Raw genomic sequence first — 17,254 nt, forward strand, 5'->3', positions numbered from 1 at the left:
ATGTATCGCATTTTACTAGTAGATGATGAGGCCATAGAAAGAATGGCATTAAAAAAGATTATTATAAGCTGGAAAGATGCAATCATTGAAGAAGCTGAAAATGGAAGAATGGCTATCGTAAAAGCAGCCGAATTTCGACCTGATATCATTTTTATGGATATTAAAATGCCCGGAATTGACGGTTTGGAAGCGACAGAAGAAATCAAAAAATTGGACAATGCAGTAAAAGTAATTATGGTGACTGCTTTTGAAGCCTTTGAATATGCACGACATGCCGTTCGCCTCGGCGTGAATGATTATTTATTAAAACCAAGCTCTGATCAAGAAATTATTGAAGTCCTGACGAAGGTTACAAATCAGATTGAAAGGGAAAGGCATCATCGAAATGACCAACTAAGTTTGAAGGATAATTATAATCGGGCATTATCCATTATCCAATCTCGCGAAATTACATCATTGATTGTAGGAAATGATGCTTCTGAATCTGTTGCGTTTGAAGAAAATTGGATAAAAGTTTATGAAAAACCGAGCTATGTAATGGTAGTAGAATTTGGTGATACAGTAAGCGGAGAAGAAAAACAAAATATAGCGGATTTTATTAAGGATCAACTAAGCATTTCCAGGAGTCAGAGTTTTGTCGGTGCCATTCATCTCAATCAGTTGCCTATCCTCATTCAACCAGACGATAGAGAAAATGAATCAATTATGAGCCAATCGTTGAAAATAGGGAAACGCCTTATTGAAAAAATTCAACTAAAGTTCGCACATGCGAGTGTAAAAATTGGTATAGGGACAAGTTATGAAGAAATAGAACTCTTTGTTCAGTCATATCATGAGGCGCTGTTTGCTTTAGCCAAGACAATGAGGCCTTTCGCATGTACATACTATAATCATTTACTATCTGAAAATAATGCGATTGATCCATTATTTGAGTTGGAAAAAACACTTCTCGAGCACATTATGTTTGGTAAGGTGGAAGAATCGAGGATTTCTTTTAAAAAATATTTTGATGCGCTTATCATTACAACTCGCGGAAATCTAGAACTCGTAAAAGAAAAAATGAATGAATTTTTTGTCCTGCTAAATAGACAAATGTACGAAAAGAAAATAGAGATAATGTTCCGCCCAAAATACAGTCAAACAAAATCTATTTATCATCTCCAAGAACTTGTGCTCGACAAAATCGTAAGGACGGCTAAAATGGTTCATAATCTTCATTTTTCTGAAAGTGAAGGTATGATTTCAAAAGCAAAAAGCTATATTGAACTTCATTATGAAAAATCGATTACGCTTGAGGATGTAGCTGAAGTTGTTCAGTTCAGTGCACACTATTTTAGTAAGCTTTTCAAGGAACTTTGTGGAATGTCATTTATAGATTATTTAACAGAGGTTAGGGTGAATCACGCAAAAGAATTAATGAAGCGGCAGGAAAAAAGTTTAAAAGAAATATGTTTTGAGGTTGGTTACAAGGATCCCAATTATTTTAGCCGTGTATTCAAACGTGTTACTGGTTTTTCTCCTTCGGATTATCGAAACAAGCAATTGATGATGAGGTAATTCAGTAAAAAAATGCTACTTAACTTAAAAAAGTGAAGGATATTTTATACATTAGAATTCACAACAGAAGATAGCACAAAGTTTTTAAGGAAAAAGTAAAATCGTATAGCTTTTACATCGCAAATTAATAGTTTCATAATTATACAATTTTGGTAGCGTTTCCAATTATGTGAGGGGGAATTGATTTTGAGAAAAAGATGGTATCTTTCCATATTGTTATGTGCGTTAATGGTCATGCTCGCAGCATGCGGTGGAAACCAAACTGCAGACGAGCCGGCTGAACCAGCAGAAAACAATGATCCTCCAGCAGAAAAACCGGCTGACAAAGAAGATGAAAAAGCATCATTAGAAATTTTTAGTTGGTGGACTGGGGCGGGTGAAGAAGAAGGTTTACTTGCATTAATCGATGTTTTTAATGAAAAGCATCCTGAAATCGAGGTTATTAATGCTGCCGTAGCGGGTGGTGCGGGAACTAATGCAAAAGCAGTGTTAGTTAGTAGAATGCAAGGCGGAGATCCACCATCAACCTTCCAAGTTCATGGTGGCGCGGAATTGAATGAGAGCTGGGTTGCAGCTGGGAAAATGACACCTTTAAATGATTTCTTTGATGCGGAAGGATTAAATGATAAGTTCCCACAAGAGCTTATTGACTTAGTAAGTAAAGACGGAAATATTTACTCTGTCCCGGTAAACATTCACCGTGGAAATGTTCTTTGGTACAACCAAAAAGTGTTTGATGATTTAAATCTTAAAGCTCCAACTACTTTTGATGAGTTTTTCAAAGTAGCTGATACGTTAAAGAAAAATGGAATCACTCCATTGGCATTTGGAGATAAAGAAGCTTGGACAGCTACTCATTTATATGAAACTGTCCTACTAGGTCATTTGGGTGCAGCAGAGTATGGAAAGCTATGGACAGGCGATTTGTCATTTGATGATGCAAAAGTAAAAGAGGCAACTGAAATTTTTGCGAAAATGCTCGATTATGTAAATGAGGATCATAGTGCACGAAATTGGCAGGATGCTTCTCAGCTTGTTGCTGATGGGGAAGCGGCCATGAACGTAATGGGTGACTGGGCGAAAGGATATTTTGACGGACGTGGTTTAAAAGTTGGAACAGACTATGGATGGGCGCCAACACCTAGTAGTGGTGGAATGTTTGTAGTGATAACAGATACGTTCGGATTGCCAAACGAAATAGATAATCCAGAGACAGTTAAAGAGTTTTTATCCGTTCTTGCATCGGTTGAAGGGCAGGATGCTTTTAATCCGAAGAAAGGATCCATCCCTGCACGTGTTGATGCAGATGCTTCTAAGTACGATGAGTACGGAAAAGCGGCGATGGAAGATTTTAAAACCAATGATTTAGGACCAAGTCTGGCACATGGCTCAGCAGCAAATGAAGGATTTGTAACGAAAGTAAATGATGCAATGGTCATGTTCGTAACGCAAAAGAATGTTGATCATTTTATTGAACAATTAGTCGCTGCAGCAAAAGAACTTTAAAGTGTAACAACGAGGAAGGGAAGAATTACTCTTCCCTTCCTTTCTATTACATAGAGGAGATGGTTGCGATGAATGTCAATAAAGAGATCAGTAGGAACATTTCCATCCCAATAAGAAGGACGCCAAAGAAAAAAATAACAACAGATCGTATTCTATCTTTTTTATTTATCTTGCCTTCCATTATTTTAATCGCTATTTTTGTTTACGGTTTTATTGGGTGGAGTGGATATGTTTCACTAAGCAATTGGAATTCAATTGTAAAAGATTTATCATTTGCAGGATTAAAAAACTATGTTTATTTATTTGATAATTTCAGGTTCCAGGCCGATTTACGTAATACGTTTTTCTTTACGATTCTCTTTATTGGGGCAGTTATTGTCCTCGGTCAATTTCTCGCTATTTTAATAGATCAAAATATTAAAGGTGAATCTTTATTTCGCAACATCTTTTTCTTTCCAATGTCCTTATCTTTTATCGTAACCGGAGTTGTGTGGCAATGGTTATTGAATCCGACGACGGGAGTTAATATATTTTTACAAAAGTTCGGTATAAAGCCGATGTGGTATGTGGATACAACAATCATCCCAGCATGGAAATGGGGGCAAATTGATTTTGGAATCCCGGTAGCGATTATTGCCCTTGTCATTGCTGCCACATGGCAATTGACGGGATTTGCTTTGGCGATGTATTTGGCTGGATTGAGGGCGATTCCTGAAGACATACGGGAAGCGGCTCGTGTCGATGGAGCGACGGAATTTCAGTTATATCGGAAGGTCATTTTTCCTTTATTAGCACCGATTACTGTCAGCGTCATCATTATTATGGCACATATCTCTTTGAAAATATTTGATTTAGTTTATGCGATGACAGGGTCTGGTGCGGGCTTCGTAACGGATGTTCCTGGAACATTTATGTTTGAAACGACCTTTAGGGGCAATTATTATGCGAATGGATCTGCGATTTCCATTATTATGCTGCTGTCGGTAGCAATCTTTATCATTCCTTATTTAATTAAGAACCGCAGAGGTGATATGTCATGATAGTGAAGCGCATTAGTCTTAGAATGATTCTCTATCTTTTATTGATTCTATTAAGCTTGTTTTATATAATGCCGCTTTATGTCATGATTATCACTAGCTTAAAGCCATTTGCAGAAGTGTCATTAGCTACAATGTGGAAGCTACCTTCTACAATGGATTTTTCGAGCTACAGCTTTGCCTTTAAAAAATTGGCCCCAAACTTATTAAATAGTTTTTACCTCGTCATTCCTGCTACGATTTTGGCTGCCTTAATTGGATCAATGAATGGCTATGTATTATCAAAATGGAGGTTTAAAGGGTCGGAATGGGTGTTTACCGCTTTATTGTTTGGAATGTTTATTCCTTACCAAAGTATCCTCATCCCACTAATTGAGTTTTTAAGAAGTATTGGACTGTATAATAGTATACCTGGTTTAGTATTTGTGCACGTTGTGTACGGGATTCCTGTTACGACACTCATGTTTCGAAATTTTTATGCCAATATTCCAACGGATCTTATCGAATCTGCCAAAATAGATGGAGGGGGATTTTTACGCATCTACTGGAACATCATGATTCCACTTTCCATTTCGGGATTCGTCGTCGTTGGGATTTGGCAGTTTACAAATATTTGGAATGAATTTTTATTTGCTGTCACAATCACGACAAATAAACAGCAACCTGTAATGGTCGCACTGCAAAATTTGTCTGGAAGTCAAATTGTAGAATGGAATGTACAGATGGCAGGTGCCCTGCTTGCAGCACTACCTACATTACTAGTTTATATTATTCTAGGGAAGTATTTTGTGAGAGGGTTGTTAGCCGGATCGGTGAAAGGGTAGTCTTAGAGGTAAAATAAAATTGCCTTTGAAACGTCATTTTTAGGTGTGTGCAGAAATTGAAATTGAACCGATTGTAAAAGTTAGAGAGTCAGTCTCGAAATAGGTCCAATTGAGACTGAAGAAGAGTCTCGATCGGGTTCCAATTGGGACTGAACTCATTGAAAAATAGAAATTGAGCCTCGATTCGGTTCGGATCGGGACTGAACTCATTGAAAAATAGAAATTGAGTCTCGATTCGGTTCCAATCGGGACTGAAATCATTGAAAAACGGAAATTGAGTCTCGATCCAGATTCAATCGAGACTGAAATCATTGAAAAGCAAAAATTGAGTCTCAATTCGGTTCCAATGGAGACTGAAATCATTGGAAAATAGAAATTGAGTCTCGATTCGGGTTCAATCGAGACTGAAATCATAGAAAAGCAGAAATTGAGTCTCGATCGGGTTCCAATCGGGACTGAAATCATTAAAAAATAGAAATTGAGTCTCGATCCGGGTTCAATTGGGACTGAAACTATTTAAAAATAGAAATTGCGTCTCGATCCGGGTTCAATCGAGACTGAAATCATTGGAAAATAGAAATTGCGTCTCGATCCGGTTTCAATCGAGACTGAAACTATTGAAAAATAGAAATTGCGTCTCGATCCGGGTTCAATCGAGACTAAAATCTTTAAAAAATTGAAATTGACTCTCGATTCGGTTCCACTCGAGACTAAACTCAATAAAAAACAGTAGGTCTCGATTTACACACTCGATCGAGACCTACTTCCATTATTAATCAATCTTACATATTTCAATTGGACATATTTCGCAGTGGTTTTCTTCCCTTAAATAATCCAAATCATGAATAAGAATTTTTCCATCCTGCATTGAAAGTTTTGCATCCTTTTTCAAGCTACTTAACATTCGATTGACAACCTCGCGAGTCATGCCACAAAAGTTGGCAAGCTCTTGATTAGTAAGTGATAAATCTACCAGAATGCCATCTTCTTTTTCAATCCCGTAACTGTTCGCTAAACGGATTAATGTTGAATATAAAGCACCTTTTTTCCCATGTAAAATAAGGTCACGAAATTTCGACTGCATTTTTTTATGATGGAGGCTCATCATTTTCATAAATTCAACATTTAGGCTTGGCTTTAGAAGAAGGTTTTCTTCCAGAATGTCCTTTTTGATTTTAGCGCAGACACTGTCCTCGATTGCCCGAGCATGGACGGCATATAAGGCAGTATCGGAGTATAGTGAAATTTCATATATAAAATCACCCTCGCTAAAAATCTGAAAGGCAATCTCACGTCCGTCAGGCGTTACCTTGCCGATTCGAATTTTTCCCGAGCGGATGTAATATATCCCATCAGCAAGATCGCCTTCTTGAAATAAATACGCATCTTTTTTTAATTCAATTTCTTTATGGACAAGTGTTAGAAGACCTTCCAAGTCGGAGGATTTCATACGATCACCCTTCATTAAAGTAGGAGATTTCTCCTTCTTCATTTATATGGATTTTGCGTTCATCTTTAAAAATAATCTCTAAAGGATGTGTTTCGCTAATCTTTTTAGAAAAATACCAGCGGCGTCCAGGTGGAACAAGGACGATAAATGTATCCCCCTTGCCTAGAAAATTTAATTCATCAGGCACGATATTCGAGCTTCCAAACAGCGGTATGCCAAAATCCTGTAATTCCTCTCCTACAAGTGCGACATTCGGTGTGGTAATACTGACTTCACTTATATTTAGGAAGGAAGCAACTGATAAATCTCCAAATAAATCTTTCTTTCTCCGTCCAATCAATTCAATCACATTTCCGGCGGGGTCTTCAAAATACATAGAATCCGCATCAAAACTTCGAAAATATACTTCATTTCTACCATTTTCTCTGTTTAAGATAATCCTATTCTGTATCCAGTCTTTCATCATTGAAAACTGATTTCCTGGTATATTAATGGCAAAATGATAAAATGCATTTCGATTCGATTGTTTAAAAACAATGCTTGACTCGCCAATCTGTACAGTGAACTTTTCATTTGTAGCTTCTACAATGTTAAGTTCTAGTACATTCCCATAAAATCGTTTTAGTGCCTTTAATTTATCTGTATAGAACGTGACGGATTTGAACATTTCATCACCCACGCAATTTTTCTTTATTTTGCTGCGGCATCTAAACATGCGGCCACCGCTTTTCTTCCATTATATCATTATTGATTCTGATTTATATGACAAATGTCATCTTATTTTCATGACATTACTTACTGATGTTCCTATTTGAAAATTTATAGAATTAGGTTAAAGAATGAAGAGGGAGAGGTTCGAATGGAACAAGTAGTTGAAATTAAAAGCTTAACAAAAACGTTTAAAGATAAAAATGCTGTAACGGATGTTTCTTTTTCAATCAAGCGCGGTGAAGTTGTTGCAATTCTTGGACCAAATGGTGCGGGGAAAACAACGACGATGTCAATGATGCTCGGTTTAATGAGCCCGACGAAGGGCAACGTAAAATTATTTGGCGAGGATGCCAATGCCAAACATGTTCGTGAAAAAACCGGAGTCATGCTACAGGAAGTAAGCATTATGGATGGACTTAAAGTGAAAGAAATCATTTCTCTTATTCGTCAATATTATCCTAATCCTTATTCCTTGGATTATCTCACTCAAATAACAGGACTTAATCAAGATGATTTGAAAAAGAGGACCGAGAAGCTTTCAGGTGGGCAAAAACGAAGAGTCGGTTTTGCACTCGCAGTTGCCGGAAATCCAGATTTATTATTTTTTGATGAACCGACAGTAGGAATGGATATATCGGCTCGAAAGCTGTTTTGGAAAACGGTAAAGGATCTGGCAAATCAAGGGAAAACGATCATTTTTTCAACCCATTATTTACAGGAGGCAGATGACGTCGCCACTCGCATCTTACTTTTTAAAGAAGGAACAATTATTGCTGATGGAACACCAGATGAAATTAAAAAAACTATATCGAAGCAATCTGTTTCTTTTATAACAAATGATGTTATTCCAAGAAAAATGTTCCTCGAACAATCTTTTGTAACAGACATGTATGGAAAAGACGGAAGAATCCATATTGTTACGGAAGACACAGATTTAGTCCTTGCTAAAATTTTCGAACTAAAAATAAAGGTGAACGACATCCGTGTAGAAAAAGGAAGACTCGATGAAGCATTTGAACAACTAACTGGTGAACATAAGGAGGTTATATAAATGAAAGTGATTATCCATCAATGTAAAGCTGAAATTTTACGCATGTTTCGAAATCCATATTATATTTTTTGGTCTCTATTTATGCCAATCGTATTTTATGTTGTTTTTACAAAAATAGTAAATATCCAGGTGCCGGATAAAAAAGTTTGGGATGCTCATTATTTAATGTCAATGACCACGTTTAGTGTTATGGGAAGTGCCATTATGACAATGGGAATCCGGATTGTGCAAGAGCGTAAGGAAGGGTGGACTACTTTTATTAAAACAACGCCACTTTCTGGTTCTGTGTATTTTTTGGCGAAAATGATGGGGCAAACAGTTGTACATCTTTTTTCTGTGATCATCATTTTCATTGCCGGAATATTGATTAATGGCGTATCATTGCCGGTTCATGTCTGGTTTTTGAGCGGAGCTTGGATTCTTCTTGGATCATTGCCATTTCTAGGGCTTGGCGCATTGGTCGGAACGATGAAAAGAGTTGACACAGCAACAGGTGTGAGTAATTTTGTTTATATGCTACTCGCTATCAGCGGCGGGATGTGGATGCCGATGGATATTTTGCCAAAGATGGTTCAAAGAGTGGGAAGTTGGCTTCCATCGTATAATTTTGGCAATGGTGCATGGGAAATTATTCGTGGACATTCCCCTGAATTGAAAAATTTTGTGATTCTAGCAGCCTACCTTTTTGTATTCATGGTATTATCGACTTATATAAGAAGGAAACAGGAAGCGGTGTAATCGTTGAAGAAGTTTCATTTTTTTCCTAAAAGGTACGGTGTTTTTCCATATATATTTTTGATTTATTTGGTTCTCCCAGTTTTTTACGTTAGAGAAGAACAAGGTCTTAAAGCAGTAATTGGCTATGCTCTAATACTGCTTTTCCTTGTTACGTATCGCCAGTTATATTTTTTAATTCCTTTTAAAAAGATCTCTATTTGGCTTGTATTACAAACTGTTATTCTTGTTATTCTTAGTATTTGGTACAGTCCTTACAATATGTTTATGGGTTTTTTTACTGCCAATTTTATTGGCTGGTTTCTGGATAAAAAACTATTTAAAACGGCACTCATTTCATTCGGAATAATACTTGCTTCACCCATATTATTTGTGATATTACAAGGACAATTATCTAACATTTATTTCTTTTTTCCTTTTTTGATAGTAATGCTTGCTACTCCTTTTGGCATTCGTTCGATGAATACAAGGATGGAATTGGAGAAAAAGCTCGATCAGGCAAATCAACAAATAAGGGATTTAATTAAACGAGAGGAAAGAGTTCGAATAGCAAGAGATTTGCACGATACACTTGGACATACGCTATCACTCATCACACTTCAAAGTCAGCTCGTACAGAGACTTACGGAGAAAGACCCTATACGGGCGAAACAAGAGGCAAAGGAAATCGAATCGAGCTCTCGTTCAGCACTCCGCCAGGTTAGAGAACTCGTATCCGAAATGCGTTCTATTACGATTGCTGAAGAAATAGCAGAGATGAAGCAAATTTTAACAGCTGCGGGAATTGAATTTCATGTTACTGGCCAAAAGGATTTTACTTATATTCCCTTGCTTCAGCAAAATATTATTGGGATGTGCCTTCGAGAGGCTGGAACAAATATTGTGAAGCACAGTCAAGCAAAAAATTGCACGGTATTATTCGAAGAGTCTGGAGGATTTCTTACGATTTCCGTGAAGGATGATGGAGTTGGGATATTGGAAGGACAAGAAAGTGGAAATGGATTAAAAGGAATGAATGAGCGCCTGGCGTTAATTGATGGAACTCTTAAGATTCATTCAAAAAAGGGGACGGCGCTCACGATAAATGTGCCGATTATTAAAAAGCAAGCTGAGGTGAATAATGCTCATGATACGCATCGTCATTGCTGAGGATCAACGAATATTAAGGGGAGCACTTGGAGCATTGCTAGATTTTGAAGATGATTTAGAAGTGGTGGGCCAAGCAGAAAATGGAGAGGAAGCATTAAAGCTTGTAAAAGAGCTTAATCCTGATATTTGCATTATGGATATCGAGATGCCTCTAAAAAGTGGGCTGGAAGTGGCAAGTGAATTAAAACAATTAAAATCTCCAGCCAAGGTTATTATATTGACCACCTTTGCACGACCTGGTTATTTCGAAAGAGCCATGAAAGCGGGTGTCCACGGATATTTATTAAAGGACGGATCCATTGATGAGCTAGCCGGTGCAATCCGTAAAGTCATGGAAGGTAAAAGAGAATATGCACTTGAATTAATGATGAATTCCTATAACGAAGATAACCCCTTAACTGAACGTGAACAAGAGATTTTAAAATTAGCGGCTGCAGGAAAAACGGGAAAAGAAATATCTGAGACACTATTCCTATCCCAAGGGACAGTCCGAAACTATATGTCCGAAATTCTTCAAAAGCTGGATTCTAAGAATAAGATAGAAGCAATATCCGTTGCCCAAGAGAAGGGCTGGATATAAGAAGGGATGTTCCAAGCGGGAACATCCCTTTTTCATATTGAGTGCCCCCAAACCTAAAAAAATTTCCAGTAAGGTCACGACAAACGACACAACAAGCCTTTGAACGTGTAAAGCTATCTTCATAGTCTTCAAGGATACTGGAACCTATTAAAGGGCATTGGAACCCCCTTTGCTAGGCTTTCGATGGCAGTCCCATTAAGAAAAAATTTAGAAAATCTAAATGGCTTTAGCCTTAATATAAAATCGATGCTGCTTCACATCAAAACAACCCTTTTCTTGGATTAATTGATGAATCTCATATAACTTCTGTTTATCTTTTTCCACATCAAAGTCAGGTGCTTGCCAAGGGATAGCTTTTAGATAATAGACTAATGCCCCAATATCATAGAATCTTTGAATTGGAAATTGTTCGCCGCTTTCTAAAATCTTAAAACCATTTTTCTCTAAGTCTGATGCTGCTTTTGCTAAATTCCAATCAATGAATTCCTCATTATAAGGTAAACCTAAAGCATCATTAATTTCATGACAGTCTACCCCACCAACTTGCTGGGTAAGAAAAGTCCCGCCTTCCGTTATAATTCTCCGAACTTCTTGATTTGAATACGCTTCATGTTTATTCATGATTAGATCAAAAAAGTTATTTTCGAATGGGAGATGATGATCATCTTCAATTTCAAACACTTTTACTCCAAGTGGTTCAAGGCGATTTTTGGCAATGGGGACATTTGGTGTATATGCCTCCGTTGCATAAATCGTTTGGGGGAAGGGACGAAGCATTGATAAAAACTCTCCACCGCCAGTTCCCATATCAAGCATCGATGAAGAATTTCTAATAAGTGCTAAAGCTTTACTTCCATATGACCAAGTAAGAGGTTCAGCGTCGATTCTCCCTGTGTCATTTACATACGAAAAGTCCCACCCAGAAAAAGAGTGTTTGCTAGTTTCTATTAGTTGTTCAAAATAATCTTCAAATGCCATAAATATACCTCCATATAATGTGGATTATTACTATGGACATAGTATAATAGTCCTTAATGTAGTTTAAATAAAGGGGAATTTTTTCTTGAAAAATTTCAGATTACAGCTCACGTTAATTATTATTGGATTTTCCATTTTTATATCTTTTGTAGTAGCATTTTTTGATCAAGTTAAGTTGAAAAATAGATTAATAGAAGAATATGCATCTAAACTAAGTGCAACTGAAGATAGTATTATGGAATCTTTACATGCAATTGATAAAGCTTATATGCTATTTGACTCTGATATTGCAGCAAAAATGAAAAGTAACTCTGATGAATTACTTTCTTTATATGAAAAAACTCCAAATTTTGATGAATGGGACTTTCAAGCACTTAAAACATACTACGGAATGGATATTTACATTATAAACGAAAAGAACGTTATCACCTATAGTAGTTACCCAGTGGATGTCGGTCTAGATTTTAGTTCATGCTGCAAAAAGTTATCAGGGCTGCTAGATATCAGAAGAAAAGTAGGATTATTCTATGATGACGGAATGGATATTCAACTGGCAGATGGGGGAATAAAAAAATATAGTTATGTCCCAACACCTGATAAAAAGTATATTATCGAATTAGGAGTAGAATTATCCGATGGAGAGATTTTTAAGCACTTTAATTTTCTGGATTTAGCAAATGAATTAGAAGAAAAATATAATTTTATTAACAATATTAATATTTACAGTCGTGGAGGGCATCTATTTATTGCCAGTGGAAATATGCAACAAGAAGACATAAAACTCGGATCAGAGAAATGGACCCATTTCAGGAAAGCGCTTGAAAGCGGTAAACCGGTAGAGGTTAAGGGGAAGTGGCAAGATTTAGATGTTACATATCGATATATCCCTTATGAAGCAACGGAAAAAAGGGGAGTATCTACTAATAGAGTGGTTGAAATTGTGTACAACGATTTACCATTAAATAAAGCTTTAATGGATAATAAAAAACAATTTGCCTTGCAGCTGTTCGTCATTTTTTTAGGAGCTATATTACTTTCCCTTTTTATAGTTCGACGGATTGAGAAACCGATGTTTTTAGCATTTCACGATAGTTTGACAGGGTTAAAAAATCGAGCGGCTTTTGAGGATTTAATTAGTGATCAATTGAAGAAGAAAAATGTAGACACAGCATTAATGATGATTGACCTCGATAATTTCAAACTTGTAAATGATCGGCTAGGCCATTCTGAAGGAGATCGCATCCTTAGAATAACGGCTGAAACGATTGCTACTTTTTTAAACAAAAAGGATAGCGCAGTTAGAATTGGCGGGGATGAGTTTAGTGTCATTTTTGATAATATACAAGGAGAAGATATTAAGATGATTGCTTCAGGGATGCTCCATTTGATGGAGCGGCGTTTTCATGATCTGCCTGAAGACATTGATGTATCGATGAGTATCGGAATTGCATTTGCGGACCCTCAGGATAATGTAGAAACATTATATGCCAAGGCGGACAGCGCATTATATCGTTCAAAAAATAACGGAAAGAACCAGTATCATATTTATGAAAACTAAGGTTTATCAATTTCGTATTATCATATAAAATGATAGTACGATTTTTTTAGGAGTTGGAAAAGAATGTGGGAAGAATTTAAGAAGTTTGCTATAAAAGGAAACGTTTTGGATTTGGCCGTTGCGGTTGTCATTGGAGGAGCGTTTGGAAAAATCGTTTCTTCACTTGTTGATAATATTATTATGCCGCTTGTCGGTGTGTTGTTGGGTGGAAAAAGCTTCGAAAAGCTTTCTTTTCCTATTGTGGATGCAGAGATAAAATATGGTATTTTCATTCAAAGCGTAGTAGATTTTTTCATCATCTCTTTTTCCATATTTATGTTTATTAGATTATTGAATAGCTTAAAAAGAAAGAAAGAGGAAGAAGTTCTAGAGAAAGAGCTAGAGGTTGCACCCGAACTAGAGCTTTTAGCTGAAATTCGTGATTTATTAAAGGAACAAAAACAAGATAAAGCTGAGAATTAAAAGAGCATGACAAATACCACACGAAAATTTGTGTGGTATTTGTCATTTTAACTATGGAAATGTATTAAGCTTCTCTACCAACTTGAATTTCCATCGTTACCTTAATGTCATCTCCAACAAGAACGCCGCCAGTTTCAAGTGCTGCATTCCAAGTTAAACCGTAATCGCTGCGCTTGATTTTACCTTCTACGCTGAAGCCTGCTTTTTCAGCTCCACTCATTGGGTCTTTAGCAAGACCTTCAAACGTAACAGTGAAGGTTTCAGGTTTTTTCACACCATGCAAGGAAACATCTCCTGTTACAGCGTATTGATCTTCACCTTTTTTCTCAATATTAGTTGATGTAAACGTAAGGTTTGGATATTTTTCAACTTCAAAAAAGTCAGCTGAACGAAGATGATTGTCTCGATCCTCGTTTCTTGTATCAATGCTTGCAACATCAATAGTAAAACTGATATTTCCAGTTGTTAAATCAGTTGGATCTACCACGATATCTGCAGAAAAATCGTTAAAAGAACCTTTTACTTTAGAAACCATCATATGTTTTACAGAAAAATCAACGTTACTATGGGCAGTATCAAGATTCCATTTAGAAATTGCCATTTTTATATTCCTCCTCAATATTGTTACAAAAAGTAAGTCGCTGATATAATTATAGTTGATAATATTTAGGATGTAAAGTGTTTGTTTTTTTGACATTATTTCTTGAAAAATGAATAATTGTACATACTAAGTGTAATCGTTTTGTTTTAGTTTATCCTTAAAATTTATACATAAACCTAATAAGAAAGGTGAGTTCTGCACAATGCGAATGGTCGATATAATTGCTAAAAAAAGAGATGGATCACATTTATCAAAGGAAGAAATCCATTTTGTCATTGATGGATATACAAACGGACAAATTCCTGATTATCAAATGTCTGCTTTTTTGATGACTGTATTTTTTCAAGGGATGTCTGCACAAGAAACGGCGAAATTGACGATGGAGATGGTGAAATCAGGGGATCAAATCGATTTATCAGGAATTGAAGGAGTTAAGGTAGATAAACATTCTACGGGCGGTGTTGGCGATACGACAACTTTAATCCTTGCACCGTTAGTTGCTGCACTTGGAATACCTGTGGCAAAAATGTCAGGTCGCGGACTAGGACATACTGGTGGAACGATTGATAAGCTTGAAGCAGTTCGAGGATTCCATGTGGAAATTCCCGAAGAGCAGTTCATTGAATTAGTTAATCGTAATAAAATTGCGGTTGTAGGGCAATCTGGAAATTTGACTCCAGCTGATAAGAAAATATATAGTCTTCGCGATGTGACTGCAACGGTAAATTCGATCCCACTCATAGCAAGCTCCATCATGAGTAAAAAAATCGCAGCAGGAGCCGATGCCATAGTTCTAGATGTAAAAGTTGGTGCAGGCGCTTTTATGAAAGAGCTCGATGATGCTAGGGAGCTTGCGAATGCAATGATGGAAATTGGAAATCAAGTTGGAAGGAAAACTTTAGCTGTCATTTCGAATATGGAACAACCACTTGGATATGCGGTAGGAAACGCATTGGAAATAAAAGAGGCAATCGAAACATTGCAAGGGAAAGGTCCAGCTGATTTGCACGAACTTTGCCTCGTTCTTGGAAGTAAAATGGTTGTTTTAGGAGGCAAAGCGGAAACAGAAGATGAAGCACGATCAATGCTGGAGGAAGTCATCAAAAATGGAAGGGCTCTTCAAGTATTTAAAGAATTTTTATCTGCTCAAGGAGGAGATGCCTCTGTTGTAGATGATGTAAATAAGCTCCCACAAGCTCAATTTCAAATCCCTGTAAAAGCAACAGAGAGCGGCTATGTAACAGGAATTATCGCTGACGAAATTGGCGTAGCGGCAATGCTTTTAGGAGCGGGTCGTGCAACGAAAGAATCAGAGATCGATTTAAGCGTTGGAATTGTATTACATAAAAAAATTGGCGACCAGGTTGAAGTTGGAGAGCCGATTGCAACACTATATAGTAATACAGAAGAAGTTGGTGAGGTCATAAATCGGATTTCTAAGGCATATGATTATTCCATAGATAAACCCTCTCCAATGCCTTTGATTTATACTATATAAGGTAATTTAGATGTGAGTCTTCGATACGAAGGCTCTTTTTTCATGCCTAGCGTAGCGGCCATCGACTAGCAAACTCCTTGTCCTTTCCATTTGTATACTTCAATGGCCAAAACTAAAAACCGCCACGTCCAGTGGCGAAGTCCACGGCCCCACATCCGGTGGGCCTGAACGCCGATGAGCAAAGCGCTTCCGCTTTTATTACTTGCATTAAAACTCATACATGATATGATAAGTGATAATGATTATCATTATTAGTTAAGGAGGCCATCCATGCTAGCAGTTAAGTCGATTGCAGATACTATCCGTGAAAGAACCTCGATAAAAAATGGATATATTGATAAGGAAATTAGTAAAGACCTTGTTTTGTCATTATTAGAAGATGCCGTTTGGGCGCCTACTCATGGCGTTCGTGAACCATGGCGTTTTATTTTTGTTTCGAAAGAGCGTAAAGAGGATTTTATTGAAGCGATTCTTCAATGTCATGAAAAAGGGAAGCATGAAATTATACGTAATAAATTTATAAATGTACCAGCATTTTTAGTTGTCATAATAAATGAGGATCCACGACAAAAGGTTTGGGAGGAAGACTTTGCGGCAACAAGCTGTATGCTGCAAAACTTGCAATTACTTGCTTGGGAACAAGAAATAGGAATGGTTTGGAAAACGCCTATTCATATCCATGACCCAAGATTCCGGACAGCAATTGGAGTCCAGCCAGGAGAAAAAATAGTGGGTGTATTAAATATTGGATATTTTGATAAAGAGACTGCAGCTAAAAAGGTGCGTAAAAGAACCAATCCTGCTGAAAAAATGATTGCCTTTTAACGTATTGTTTATTTTTTCCTTATTAAGGGTATTGCAGGAGCAAAACCCTTAATAAGGAGAGGTTAAGATGGACGAGCATAAGGAAATTGAAAGGACAGAGAGAAAGTCAAATTCCAGTCAAGTAGCTTCGACTTTTATTAAATACGCGGCATATTTAATCATCTTTTTCGGGATACTTTGGTTTATCATTAGTTATTTAATCCCAATGATAAGAGGGTAGAGATTAAGAACAACTTTATCATATTTGATAAGGTTGTTTTTTTTGTCTAGGAAATCATAGATTGGAACATTGTTAATAACTTTTAGAAGGAAGTTCCTGTCCAGCTCCAACGCCTAGCGACTAGCAAACTTTCGGTTTCTTCCTACGATAAGTCAACATCAGCTCGCCTTGTAGGTCCAGCTACAGACGCCAGCCCCTCGAGGTCCATAACCTGAGTCAATAAAGTCAAAGAGCGACTTTTTTGACTCAGAATATTTGCTTATCGGAGGCCCGCAGGATGCGGGACAGGAAAGCGTTGCGACGTACATGGATGTACTAGTGCAGGCGAAGCGACAGGACGTCGCTGCCTGAGCCTGCAACAGGATGTTGCGTCCTTAGCCTTCCTTCATTATACAGGCGCCTTCCGTTTTTTGTGGCTCACTGTGTTTCCTTTATCTCAGTCGATGGCCAAAATAGGAACGTCGACTAAAACTGCCACGTCCTGTGGCGACGTCGACGGACCCACATCATGT

Annotated in this window: 17 protein-coding genes; 13 read left to right on the top strand and 4 right to left on the bottom strand. The window is 37.2% G+C overall.

Annotated elements, in window-relative coordinates; translation table 11 throughout:
- From KHA97_RS19110 to KHA97_RS19125, 4 genes are all read left to right on the top strand, one after another.
- Entirely contained in the window at window positions 1–1,557 is a 1,557-nt protein-coding gene (locus tag KHA97_RS19110; RefSeq protein WP_213126345.1) for a response regulator, read from the top strand.
- 183 nt (window positions 1,558–1,740) lie between these two features.
- Entirely contained in the window at window positions 1,741–3,063 is a 1,323-nt protein-coding gene (locus KHA97_RS19115) for an ABC transporter substrate-binding protein (protein WP_325167510.1), read from the top strand.
- Between the two features lie 68 nt (window positions 3,064–3,131).
- Window positions 3,132–4,103: a carbohydrate ABC transporter permease gene (locus tag KHA97_RS19120; RefSeq protein WP_213126346.1), complete on the top strand. Its 972-nt coding sequence runs from the start codon at window positions 3,132–3,134 to the stop codon at window positions 4,101–4,103.
- Entirely contained in the window at window positions 4,100–4,924 is an 825-nt protein-coding gene (locus KHA97_RS19125) for a carbohydrate ABC transporter permease (RefSeq protein WP_213126347.1), read from the top strand. The genes KHA97_RS19120 and KHA97_RS19125 overlap by 4 nt, the downstream gene beginning before the upstream one ends.
- A gap of 772 nt (window positions 4,925–5,696) precedes the next feature.
- On the opposite strand, the gene KHA97_RS19130 is transcribed toward KHA97_RS19125, so the two are convergent.
- Window positions 5,697–6,389: a Crp/Fnr family transcriptional regulator gene (locus KHA97_RS19130; protein WP_233713632.1), complete on the bottom strand. Its 693-nt coding sequence runs from the start codon at window positions 6,387–6,389 to the stop codon at window positions 5,697–5,699.
- Window positions 6,379–7,041 (bottom strand): glyoxalase, encoded by a 663-nt coding sequence (locus KHA97_RS19135; protein WP_213126348.1) that lies wholly within the window; start codon window positions 7,039–7,041, stop codon window positions 6,379–6,381. The genes KHA97_RS19130 and KHA97_RS19135 overlap by 11 nt, the downstream gene beginning before the upstream one ends.
- 192 nt (window positions 7,042–7,233) lie before the next feature.
- Between KHA97_RS19135 and KHA97_RS19140 the strand changes: the two genes are divergently transcribed.
- The 4 genes from KHA97_RS19140 to KHA97_RS19155 are packed head-to-tail and all read left to right on the top strand — an operon-like array spanning window position 7,234 to window position 10,600.
- A complete protein-coding gene (locus KHA97_RS19140) occupies window positions 7,234–8,136 on the top strand; it encodes an ABC transporter ATP-binding protein (protein ID WP_213126349.1) in 903 nt (300 codons plus the stop codon).
- The gene (locus KHA97_RS19145) at window positions 8,137–8,874 is read left to right on the top strand and encodes an ABC transporter permease (protein ID WP_213126350.1); all 738 of its coding nucleotides are present in this window, start codon (window positions 8,137–8,139) and stop codon (window positions 8,872–8,874) included.
- 3 nt (window positions 8,875–8,877) lie between these two features.
- Window positions 8,878–10,020: a sensor histidine kinase gene (locus KHA97_RS19150; protein ID WP_213126351.1), complete on the top strand. Its 1,143-nt coding sequence runs from the start codon at window positions 8,878–8,880 to the stop codon at window positions 10,018–10,020.
- Window positions 9,998–10,600 carry a response regulator transcription factor gene (locus tag KHA97_RS19155; protein WP_213126352.1) on the top strand — a complete coding sequence of 201 codons (603 nt, stop codon included), beginning with the start codon at window positions 9,998–10,000 and terminating at the stop codon, window positions 10,598–10,600. Before KHA97_RS19150 ends, KHA97_RS19155 begins: the two co-directional genes overlap by 23 nt.
- A 216-nt stretch (window positions 10,601–10,816) precedes the next feature.
- Here the strand turns inward: KHA97_RS19155 and KHA97_RS19160 are convergent, their stop codons facing one another.
- Window positions 10,817–11,578, bottom strand: coding sequence for a class I SAM-dependent methyltransferase (locus KHA97_RS19160; RefSeq protein ID WP_213126353.1), 762 nt, complete (start codon window positions 11,576–11,578; stop codon window positions 10,817–10,819).
- A gap of 85 nt (window positions 11,579–11,663) precedes the next feature.
- Between KHA97_RS19160 and KHA97_RS19165 the strand changes: the two genes are divergently transcribed.
- Both KHA97_RS19165 and mscL read left to right on the top strand, forming a co-directional pair.
- Window positions 11,664–13,136 (top strand): GGDEF domain-containing protein, encoded by a 1,473-nt coding sequence (locus tag KHA97_RS19165; protein WP_213126354.1) that lies wholly within the window; start codon window positions 11,664–11,666, stop codon window positions 13,134–13,136.
- Window positions 13,137–13,199: 63 nt separating this feature from the next.
- Window positions 13,200–13,598 carry a large conductance mechanosensitive channel protein MscL gene (gene mscL, locus KHA97_RS19170; protein ID WP_213126355.1) on the top strand — a complete coding sequence of 133 codons (399 nt, stop codon included), beginning with the start codon at window positions 13,200–13,202 and terminating at the stop codon, window positions 13,596–13,598.
- 64 nt (window positions 13,599–13,662) lie between these two features.
- Here the strand turns inward: mscL and KHA97_RS19175 are convergent, their stop codons facing one another.
- The gene (locus KHA97_RS19175; protein WP_213126356.1) at window positions 13,663–14,199 is read right to left on the bottom strand and encodes a YceI family protein; all 537 of its coding nucleotides are present in this window, start codon (window positions 14,197–14,199) and stop codon (window positions 13,663–13,665) included.
- A gap of 202 nt (window positions 14,200–14,401) precedes the next feature.
- On the opposite strand from KHA97_RS19175, the gene KHA97_RS19180 reads away from it, so the two are divergent.
- The 3 genes from KHA97_RS19180 (at window position 14,402) to KHA97_RS19190 (ending at window position 16,742) form a co-directional block, all read left to right on the top strand.
- Complete coding sequence (locus KHA97_RS19180) at window positions 14,402–15,697, top strand: pyrimidine-nucleoside phosphorylase (protein ID WP_213126357.1); 1,296 nt, start codon at window positions 14,402–14,404, stop codon at window positions 15,695–15,697.
- Window positions 15,698–15,967: 270 nt separating this feature from the next.
- On the top strand, window positions 15,968–16,522 hold the full coding sequence (locus KHA97_RS19185) for a nitroreductase family protein (protein ID WP_213126358.1): 555 nt from the start codon (window positions 15,968–15,970) through the stop codon (window positions 16,520–16,522).
- A 67-nt stretch (window positions 16,523–16,589) separates the two neighbouring features.
- Window positions 16,590–16,742, top strand: a complete 153-nt coding sequence (locus tag KHA97_RS19190) for a hypothetical protein (RefSeq protein ID WP_213126359.1) — start codon at window positions 16,590–16,592, stop codon at window positions 16,740–16,742.
- Window positions 16,743–17,254: the final 512 nt, after the last annotated feature.

Source organism: Lederbergia citri (genome assembly GCF_018343625.1).
GTDB lineage: Bacteria > Bacillota > Bacilli > Bacillales > Bacillaceae_C > Lederbergia > Lederbergia citri.